The organism is Thermoflavimicrobium dichotomicum (assembly GCF_900114055.1).
GTDB lineage: Bacteria > Bacillota > Bacilli > Thermoactinomycetales > Thermoactinomycetaceae > Thermoflavimicrobium > Thermoflavimicrobium dichotomicum.
Map to the genome: position 1 here is coordinate 1 of NZ_FORR01000039.1, position 9,946 is coordinate 9,946.

General features: G+C 47.0%; 8 protein-coding genes, 1 pseudogene and 1 other annotated feature. Of the genes and pseudogenes, 4 read left to right on the forward strand and 5 right to left on the reverse strand.

Features of this window, described 5'->3' with window-relative positions; all coding sequences use genetic code 11:
- Window positions 1-1,388, reverse strand: a 1,388-nt coding sequence (locus tag BMZ78_RS17880; protein ID WP_093231752.1) for a TOMM precursor leader peptide-binding protein, incomplete at its 3' end; no start/stop codon positions are given.
- Window positions 1,385-3,348 (reverse strand): annotated as a pseudogene (locus BMZ78_RS17885) (putative thiazole-containing bacteriocin maturation protein). The gene BMZ78_RS17880 and the pseudogene BMZ78_RS17885, both read right to left, overlap by 4 nt.
- A 419-nt stretch (window positions 3,349-3,767) precedes the next feature.
- Window positions 3,768-3,991: a binding site (T-box leader), on the forward strand.
- A 63-nt stretch (window positions 3,992-4,054) separates the two neighbouring features.
- On the opposite strand from BMZ78_RS17885, the gene BMZ78_RS17890 reads away from it, so the two are divergent.
- The 4 genes from BMZ78_RS17890 (at window position 4,055) to BMZ78_RS17905 (ending at window position 8,043) form a co-directional block, all read left to right on the forward strand.
- Complete coding sequence (locus BMZ78_RS17890) at window positions 4,055-5,212, forward strand: pyridoxal-phosphate-dependent aminotransferase family protein (protein WP_093231753.1); 1,158 nt, start codon at window positions 4,055-4,057, stop codon at window positions 5,210-5,212.
- On the forward strand, window positions 5,205-6,785 hold the full coding sequence (gene serA / locus BMZ78_RS17895) for a phosphoglycerate dehydrogenase (protein ID WP_093231754.1): 1,581 nt from the start codon (window positions 5,205-5,207) through the stop codon (window positions 6,783-6,785). The genes BMZ78_RS17890 and serA overlap by 8 nt, the downstream gene beginning before the upstream one ends.
- Window positions 6,786-7,002: 217 nt before the next feature.
- Entirely contained in the window at window positions 7,003-7,332 is a 330-nt protein-coding gene (locus BMZ78_RS17900) for a hypothetical protein (RefSeq protein WP_093231755.1), read from the forward strand.
- A 24-nt stretch (window positions 7,333-7,356) separates the two neighbouring features.
- A complete protein-coding gene (locus BMZ78_RS17905) occupies window positions 7,357-8,043 on the forward strand; it encodes an SDR family oxidoreductase (RefSeq protein WP_175482560.1) in 687 nt (228 codons plus the stop codon).
- Between the two features lie 351 nt (window positions 8,044-8,394).
- Here BMZ78_RS17905 and BMZ78_RS17910 read toward each other — a convergent pair whose 3' ends face one another.
- The 3 genes from BMZ78_RS17910 to BMZ78_RS17915 all read right to left on the reverse strand — a co-directional run.
- Window positions 8,395-8,910, reverse strand: a complete 516-nt coding sequence (locus BMZ78_RS17910; RefSeq protein ID WP_093231757.1) for a DUF3231 family protein — start codon at window positions 8,908-8,910, stop codon at window positions 8,395-8,397.
- Window positions 8,911-9,580: 670 nt separating this feature from the next.
- On the reverse strand, window positions 9,581-9,751 hold the full coding sequence (locus BMZ78_RS18960) for a hypothetical protein (RefSeq protein ID WP_175482561.1): 171 nt from the start codon (window positions 9,749-9,751) through the stop codon (window positions 9,581-9,583).
- Window positions 9,752-9,811: 60 nt separating this feature from the next.
- A partial coding sequence (locus tag BMZ78_RS17915; RefSeq protein WP_139203364.1) for a zinc ribbon domain-containing protein occupies window positions 9,812-9,946 on the reverse strand: 135 nt, incomplete at its 5' end.

Below are 9,946 nucleotides of genomic sequence, written 5' to 3' on the forward strand. Positions count from 1 at the left end.
CCCTTTTGTCTCCTGTTTTTCGCCAACGCCCAAACGCTTGGAATCCCGTTCTCCATCGTCGCGTTAAACAAATACAGATCATATCCCGCCACCGCTTTTATCCGGTCGATCATTAACCGCAATTCTTGGTCTTCAGCGGAATAAGGGTCAAGGCGGGGGATCGGCAGTTGCGCGTACCAAGTCATCAGGAATGAATCGCGTTCCACCACCTCCAAAATGCCGTAGAAAATGGCCTCCTCCAAACTTCCGCCTAACGCGCATCCGTTGGAAGTTTCATAGACAAAGCCATCCCCCTCACAGCCCAAGCTGTAATAGGCGAGCAACTTCGGAACCAGAATCGGACGCTCCTCTAAAAACGAATAACCCCATACCCAATCGATTGGGCGGTCAGGATCAAACGGTTTGAACGGAAAACCTGGCCGTGCATACTGTTCCTTCGCATGCACCCCTACCTTGACGGGGTTGAGCGCTTGATCCGCCAGATTACGGTAACTGTCGTGGACCACCGTCCGTTTGCCGCGGGGTGCCAGACCGCAATACCGCTCCAAGCTCTCCAAAATGGCAGTCAACTCGCTTTCTGCATAGGAATGAGTCCGACCTGCTGACGCCTCGTCCGCTGTGAACAACGGCAGATTGACAGCCACAGCGGCAAACGGCGACACGAGGTCATGCATTTTCCCATTCAGAAGGCCAGTCCGGTAATCCAGATAGTCTTTGACCAGAACTTCCTTCAGGTCATCGATTGAACGGCAGCGGTAACTGTCGGCGCTGATCTTCGGACTTGGTTTGAGCGTTATTTGGGCCGCTATTGGTGAATCGTCGGGTAACCGACCACAAACCTGACACAGTGGATCGGGCAGAAAGAAGTGACGTGAGCTCTTCAGCGTTTTCAGATTGATTAAAAACACCCGTTCTTCCGAGCGAGCCTGTCTGCCTTGCAGCACCCTCTGTGCCTCCTCCACGAGCAGGTGAGCCACCTGCAAAAGTCCCGTGCGTAATGCCCACGCGTCACGCGGCGTTCCCCCGTGCTCCGCCAAACTCTGTTGCAGCTCCCACATTACCTGACGGTCAAATCCCGCCAAGTGGCGTCGCAAGTCCGCACACCGGGAGCACCCCGGCTTCCCCGGGCGAACCAACGGCCCGACCACGCCCTCATCAAATGAAACAAAACCGCGTAGCCAAGGGATGCCGATTGGTTGCAACACCTCTTCCGCCTTGTGATGAACAGAGGGATGCCAGGAATCGTGCAACACCAGAGCCAAATTCGCCGCTTCTGGTACTCCTTCCTTCAAATCAGTCTGACGAACGACCTGGTATTGGGCGGACAGTTCTCTACACACGAAGTCCGCCAACAGCCCTTCGCCGACAACCATCACGACAGCGCTCACCGAGATTCCTCCTCTCGCAACATCACGCCAAACACGCCTGCCAGTTCCTCTTTCAAAAACGGTTCAAGCTCCAGATCCAAGACCAAGAGCCGCTTGCGGTTCCGTTTCAAGACCAGCAAGGCGGACTGCAAGACCTCCGATTGCACCGTCTCTTCATACGCGGGGATCATAAGGCTTTGCGGCACCTTTTCTTCAAAAAGTACGGTTGATGCCTCCAACGCTTGCATCGTGAGGCACGTCGCCTGGTTTTGTGCCTTCGTCAGCGCCTGTTGCAACGCCTTCCGCAAGGCCAGTGTCACATTCAAGCCTACACTGCCATACCAGCGGCCGCTCGTACCGACCCACACCACAGGAAATCCGGACACTTCCTCTCCCAGAGCGATCATTGGTTCTCCTTGCATCGTGGTCAATGCCTGCATATAAAACAGGCAACGTTCATCTTCTACCTCAATCAACTGCACCCGAAAGACAAGAGGATTCTGATCCACCTGTTGCTTTCCTAGCTTCTTGACCAAACAATTTTGCAACCCGCGACAAATACCTTCCGCTACCGTTTCTCCCACTCCGACGCCCACAAACTCCTGCGGTTCTCCCATACGACCCTCGACTTCCTGGTGTGAGGGAAGCGTCTTAACGAGCAGACCAACCATTCGTGACACATACTGTTCAATCCCGGCAAGCCCCGCTTCACGTCGCGCCTCTTCATGCGTCAGACCGGTACAGACAATGTCTGGCAACAGCTCTGCCGGTCCTTCCGACAGCAGGTCGGCCACCTGAACACGGCACTGAGCCAACGGAAGCTGCTTCAAGTCCCCCTCCCCCCAAATATGGAAAATCCCTGATTCCGCCGATGTCAATCGGCTGAAGTAAGGGAACAATCCATTCGACCCACTGCTGCCCGAATCCCCTTTGAGCCGTAGATCAAGATCTTGAACCCATTCTGCTGCCGGACATCCGGTTACCAGCGGATGGGGCATGAACGAATGCCAGTTTCCTTCCAACGTCTCCAGATCCAGCAGGAAGAATTTATTCTTCCCTTCTGATTCGGTCACTCCCGTAACCGCTTTATACAATTCAAATACGATCACATTCGCCAACATCGCTCCAGATGTGGAAGAGAAGGTGTGCAACTGTGGGTCTTTGCAAATCGCGGATTGGTGTATGCGGCGCCATGCCGACTCCCAACATCCCTCAGAATCTGGATGCACCAGCGGACCCACCAGCCCCACCTGTTGCAGATACATGGCAGGGAGTAACACCTTCTTCTCTTCCCTGCAAACCGCATGGAGAACCCGCAGTTCTTTGACATCGCTCTCCTGCGACACAAACAAAATAAAATCAAAAGGCCGCACAGCCTCCCGCCAGGAACTCACCACCTTCTTCTTAAGGGTGATCTCCTCCAGCGCCACCTCAGGGTCGGTTTTGCGTGCGTGTTCCGCCAGTTCCACCAACCGATGCCGATCGGTCGGCATCGAGTCCGTGACCAGCACATGGAACTTGGGCAATCCGGATTCGAACAATGCTGCAACCAACGAGACAAAAAATGGGCCAGAGCCGACCACCAACACTTTGGCCTGACGATAGGACTGAAAACGGTACGCATCCGAGTCTCGAAAACTGTCCAAAAATTCAATTTGAGAGGCATACTTTTTAAGAACCTCATCCGGCAATTGATGCGGACGGTCTTGACTCACATCCCGTACAAAGCCGTTTTGATAAAACATTTCTGCGATTCCATACCCCCGGTCCCGGTATTGGTCCGGCAATCCATCTGTCAAATCCTTCAATGTGTGCTCCCCCTTGAACCCGGTATCAGTTTTTCAATCCACTGATCGATCGTCCAGCCTTCTATACGGAACGAGCATAAGTTATTCCGAAAATATACACCGCCGTTTGGATCGGGGAGAAAAAACGTGTCCCCTTTCACTTTCAAACGCATAAAAGGGTCCAAATTTGTCATTCCGTTTCTCCTAAGAGCAATTCTCAAATCTGCACTATCGCATTCACTCTTATCTTATGTACTGCTATTTGTCCTCTTTCATCATTAAGCAGGAAGAACCCCTGCCAACTCAACAACTTGTTTATACGGGGGCCCCCTCTAAAATCTCACCCACGTGCAAGCACACATCATTGACCTTATCCTTACTCATGCGAGCGTCCACCAAAAGATACATTTCCCGCTCGGATTATTTGATAGATTTCGCAATCTTTTCTACGGGTAAAAAATCAATGCCCCCAAGTTTTTCCGAAAGTACTAAAAAGAGCTGGCCAAATGGTAACATGAACTCCAATGGATCGCACAAAAAAATCTGAAATTGGAAAAAATTATCATTGACTTCTCTGCTTAGCCTTGCTAAAGTAATAAACAAAATTTAGCAAACTAAAACGATGACGGAGCCAAACATGAGTGTCAAACTCCCAGAGAGCCGATGGGTGGTGCGAATCGGCAGTTGACCCATGTGGAGCACTCCGGAGTGGCTTGCTGAAAGGCAGTAGGCAAGCACGGTTGAACCGTTATCCAGTCAGGTCTTTGACCTGAAAAGGTTGTTTTGCGCGAGCAAACAACAAATGAGGGTGGCACCACGAAACCTTTCGTCCCTCACACCTACAGGCTAGGTGTGAAGACGAAAGGTTTTTTTAATATCTCAAAGAGGAGGTCGTCTACCATGTTATTTGCCGAAAAGTTTCAACTACGCATTCCCGGTCCTACTCCGATTCCGCCCAGTGTACAACGCGCCATGAATCAACCGATGATTGGACATCGGAGTCAAGAAGCATCTCAGCTGGTTCGCGAGTGCAGTGATCGACTCAAACCGATTTTTGGTACCAATCAACAGCCATTGATTTTAAGCAGTTCGGGTACTTCCGCCCTCGAAGCAGGTGTTGTCAATACCCTTGCACCGGGCGAAGAAGCCATTGTCGTCGTGACAGGCGTATTCGGTGATCGCTTTAGCAAAATATTGCAGCGTTATGGCATGATTGTACACCGATTGGACATTCCTTGGGGACAAGCCTGTGATCCTGAAACACTGAAGACTTTTCTGCAACAGCACCCTCAAACGAAAGCGGTTTTCATGACATACTGTGAAACTTCCACAGGTGTGCTTAATCCTGTTGACAAATTAACGAAAGTTGTCCGTGAACACTCTGATGCCTTGATCATTGTGGATGGAGTAAGCTGTATCGGCGCAGTTGACAGCCAAATGGACGATTGGGGAATCGATATCCTGGTCACAGGTTCACAAAAAGCCCTGATGCTTCCACCTGGTCTCGCTTTTGTCGCTGTGAGCGAACGGGCTTGGAAAACCATTGAACAAAATCCAACCCCTCGATTTTACCTTGATTTGGTCAGCTATCGAAATCAATTGGAAAAACATACAACTCCATTTACTCCAGCCCTTTCCTTGCTATTTGGTTTAAAAGAAGTATTAAATTTATTGGAATTAGAAGGGTTAGAACAGATCTATCGCCGTCATGAACTACTCAAAAACATGACACGTGCAGGTATCCAAGCCTTGGGACTGAAGCTGATGACCTCCGATCAGGATGCTTCGCCAACAGTCACCTCCATTGATTGCAAAGACACTGACTGGCAAGCAGAAGATCTGCGGAAAGCTCTACGCAAACAAAATGTCATCGTCGCTGGAGGCCAGCAACATCTGAAAGGGCAAATTTTCCGGATTGGTCACATGGGTTACTGTGATCCGCTGGATATCTTGACCACACTTTCTGCTCTGGAAATTGCTCTGAAACAGTTGCAAATTCCTGTTGACCTGGGAACAGGAGTAAAAGCTGCACAGGAGGTTTGGATGGACCATGTATAGAGTATTAATTACGGACCCCCTTAGTGATCTGGGCATTCAAAAACTGCTCGATGCAAAAGATGTAGAAGTTATTCGCAAAACCGATTTAACCCTGGAGGAATTATTACTGGAAATTGAAAGTGCTGATGCGCTTTTGGTTCGCAGTCAAACCAAAGTAACCGCTGAAGTGTTGGAAAAAGCCAGACGACTCAAAGTGATTGGCCGGGCTGGTGTTGGGGTCGATAACATTGATGTCGCAACCGCAACCAAAAAAGGAATTATTGTGGTCAATGCTCCCGATGGAAATACCATTTCTACTGCCGAGCATACCTTTGCAATGATGATAGCTCTGGCTCGCAATATCCCACAGGCTTACCGCTCCACGATCCAAGGCGAGTGGAAAAGAAAAGAATTTGTCGGAATCGAGCTGAAGGGCAAAACATTGAGTATTATCGGCCTAGGACGAATCGGCAGCGAATTGGCAAAACGCGCCAAAGCGTTTCATATGAATGTGATTGCGTTTGATCCCTATCTATCAGAAGATCGGGCGAAAAAGCTTGGCGTTCAAAAAGCTGATTTTAAAGAAGCGATTATGTCCGGCGATTTTATCACGGTGCATACACCACTGACCAAAGAAACTCGTCATCTGATCAACCGGGAAGTGTTTGAATGGATGAAACCAGGCGTCCGGATTCTAAACTGCGCGCGTGGAGGAATCATCGATGAGGATGCCTTATATGAAGCCATCCAGTCTGGAAAAGTAGCCGGTGCAGCATTGGATGTATTTGAAACGGAACCACCTGGCCATCATCCATTATTTTCTTTACCGCAAGTCATTGCGACTCCTCATTTGGGTGCATCCACGATCGAAGCCCAGGAAAATGTGGCTATTGATGTATCGGAGGAAGTCCTGCACATCTTGCGTAATGAACCGTTTAAAAATGCCGTCAATCTTCCGTCCATCCCGGCAGAGCTGCAGTCCAAACTGCAACCTTATCAAAGCCTGGCTGAAAAACTGGGGCAATTTGCTGCCCAAATCGTTCCCGGTGCACTTGAAACGATTACAGTCACTTTCGCCGGGGAAATCGCCGAGTGGGATATTGCTCCGTTGACACGTATGATTTTAAAAGGAGCGCTTTCTTGCCATCTGTCAGATGTCAATTATGTCAATGCGCCTCATTTGGCTAAACAGCGTGGCATACAGATCATCGAACAGAAATCCTCTAAAAACTATGGTTTTACTCAGTTAATCAGGGTAGAAATTACTACAGATCAAGAACAAAAAAGTGTATCAGGGACTTTGTTAAACGGTCTGGGACCGCGTATCACCAAGATTAACCAATATTCCATTGATATTTCACCGGAAGGACACTTGCTGTTTATTCAGCATAAGGACCAGCCTGGTACGATCGGACGGGTAGGAACCGTTCTCGGTAATTACGGCATCAATATCGCCACCATGCAAGTCGGCCGGAAAGAAATCGGTGGGCAAGCGATTATGCTACTCCATATTGATAAAGGACTAACGGCTGATATTCTTCACACTCTAAAACAACTGGATGGCATTGACTCCGTCACAGAAATCGTTCTTTAAAATCAAAGCGAATGTCCAGTTACCTAGCTTCGATTATAGAAGCTAGGTATTTTATTTTGTATATCAGATTGGAAGCATTCAAAAAGGGAATATATTTTCTAGACATTCGAAATGACAAATGACCCAATTCATCGGTCCAAATAGAATAACTCATCAAGTCAGCTCTTCCTTCATTCCAAGAACCCGGTTGATCAAGAATCAGAAGGGATGGTAACCTATGGTAGAAGGAAGTAAAAAAACACCTTCTCTTTCTGTGTATCTCCTCTTATTGATTGCCATAATGATTTACGGTGTGCTTTTATGGGTGATACCACCTTTGTATATTTTTTCAAGCCTCCCCCTTTCCTACATCTTTTTTGCCTTACCCGTCCTTAGCATTCTACTGCTGTTTGTCCTGATTCCCTTGACATTAAAGGCTTGGCGAGAATTAGGCAAAGAGCATGGTTGGGGGATCATCATTGGTTCTACGATCATCTGGTGGTTGAGCCTGATTGCCTATACAGTGTGGGCTGCATTTTTCGTTTTTCTTAAAGCCATTGTCCACTAAAAGTTTTGAAGGAGGTATATTCCAGTGAATAAAGTAGCGATCGTTACAGGTGCGAGCAAAGGTTTGGGGGAAGCGATCACTCGTCGTTTGGCCAAGGAAGGCCTGACCGTTATAGCCTGTGCACGCAGTAAAGAACGGTTAGAGAGTTTGGCGCAAACAGATCCAAATCATATCCTGCCTTTTCCTTGTGATGTAACGAAAAGTGAACAGGTTCAATCCATGATACAATTCGCTTTGGAAAAAGGCGGCAAGATCGATATTCTGGTGAACAATGCAGGCGTTGGACGATTCGCCCCTGTTCATGAGCTAGACGAAACCGATTGGGACGAAATGATGAATGTAAACCTGAAAGGGGTATTCCTTGCCTGTAAATACGCGATTCCTTATTTAAAACAAACTGAAGGACATATCATCAATATCTCCAGTATCGCTGGAACGGTGGCCTTTGCCGGTGGGGGTGGCTATTGCGCATCGAAGTTTGGGCTCATGGGGTTATCTGAAGCTTTAACTTTGGAACTCAAACCACACCATGTCAAAGTTTCAACGCTCTGTCCCGGATCGATCAAAACAGAGTTTCATCATCCCAAAGACTGGGCTATGGAAGCGGATCAAGTTGCAGACACTGTATGGATGATGATTTCCGCTCCCAAAAATGTCATTATCAATCAAGTCATCATGCGCCCACAAGTTCCCAAAGAACACCAGAAATGAACCATCAGCCGAGCAAGTTCCTTGACGGGAGTTGCTCGGCTTGGATTTACTCGTATGATTTGGTCTGTATCCAGAGTGATCCATCCATCTTTGGCCGTAGGTTCATCTAGTGGAGTACAAAATCCTTATGAACTTAATCTCTTGACCATTTCCTATTCGGAAAAATTTCAAATGTGGCGGGTAAAAGTATGAATCGTTCACATACGATGCTTTGGCAAGGCAACAAGTTTTGTGCATTATTATTTAATATGAAATTCTGCCTCTTCGTGCATTCCCAAATTCATGAGACTTCTCTTCTTTAAGCAGATACAGTGATACAGTCGTTACAGCAAATTTTGTTCATTGTATCATCTAGCCCTCAATCATTGTATTTGCAAAAAGTGGTGGTGGTACCAACCAACCTTTTTTCTTCATCATTCTTAACAGTTTGGCTCCATATTGGGCTATTTCCATATGGAACTTCCCGAACATCATGGCAATATCTTCACGAGTCGCTTTGCCCATTGCTTGGGAGCATGCAACCACTCCTATAGAAATATCCTTTGCTACATTAACAGCTATTTCAGCATCATTAATCCTTGCACCTGCTGGAATACTCTCTACATCGGCATTTGGTCTTTCCGGTGGTGCAGGAGGCAAAGCAATACCGTTTAGTTTTAAGATCTCAGATAACTCTTGAATCTGAGGACGAATCAAGTTTTCAACTTTGTCTTGAAGGAAACTCCTCAGGTCATCGTCCCCCGCGTGGTTAATATAGACTTGGTAAGCTGCTACTCCCGCTTGCGCACCTGCTAAAAAGCTGTAGATATCAAATACTTCACCGCAATGAAGTGGCTCTTGCTGTGGATTCCCACCTAAAACGCCCATTTGAAGTCCTCCTTTAAGTTTTTTTTAAAATAGGCAATGGTAGATTGTCCCAAAGGATTATTTTTTATGCACAAAAAAAACAGTAGAAGATATCTAATGGTTTTGACCTATCCAAAGAGGAATTGCTATGAAATAGTGTTGAGCTTACTTGTTATTATTTCTTGACTCTATGTATCTATTCATAATTAACTGCTATATTTCTAGAGGTTAACTACATCGCTATCAAGCTAAAGAAAAGCTATACCCCAAAACAAAAAAAACGCTATTCTTTCTTTTATCTACCCCTACTAAGGCATTTATAACTGCTCCTTGATCAGAAGAGCGAATGATATTTGTTGATAAGCAGAATAGTTAATTTTTTGATAATAAAAAATCGACCAACTTGTTAGAGGATTAATGCCCTTTCTCATTTCAACGCACCCATTCATCTCACTGCCTATAGGAGCGGGAGAATTCTGGGTGCTTTTAGTTAAAAGATCGTTCCCATTTACTGCACTAAAACCCATTACATTTGATATTCATAAGGTCTGTCCACTAGCTGTGCTTGATAAGCGGGGTCACAATTGGGATGATCAGGCAGATATCCATTTCCATCTGAAAGCATCACACGTAATACCATTCTTCCCGTCTCTTGAAATCTTTTGACCGAAATGGGGTAACCCACCAGGACTTAATCATAAATCATTCCTTCTTCAAAGCGTTCACCCGCTTGAATCAAGTCAACCATCGTTTGACATTCCACACGGCTGAAACCGTGGGATTCTTGGGTCGTTAGCGTCCGCAGTCCGTTTCCGTTTTGGACAACACCCAAGTTCAGGGGTGTGTCATCACCCCGTCCCATGCAGTTCTACAGCACTGGACCGCATGTACCTACATGGGCGGCGTACCTGTTACCAGTACGCTAGGCTACTAACCCAGAAATGGCTTTAGCTATATTAATTGCTCCATTCAGATCAGCATGGCAGGTATAACCACACTTTTTGCATCTGAATTGGATGCCATCTCGATTCGCTTTTTCACGATGGCCACATTTACA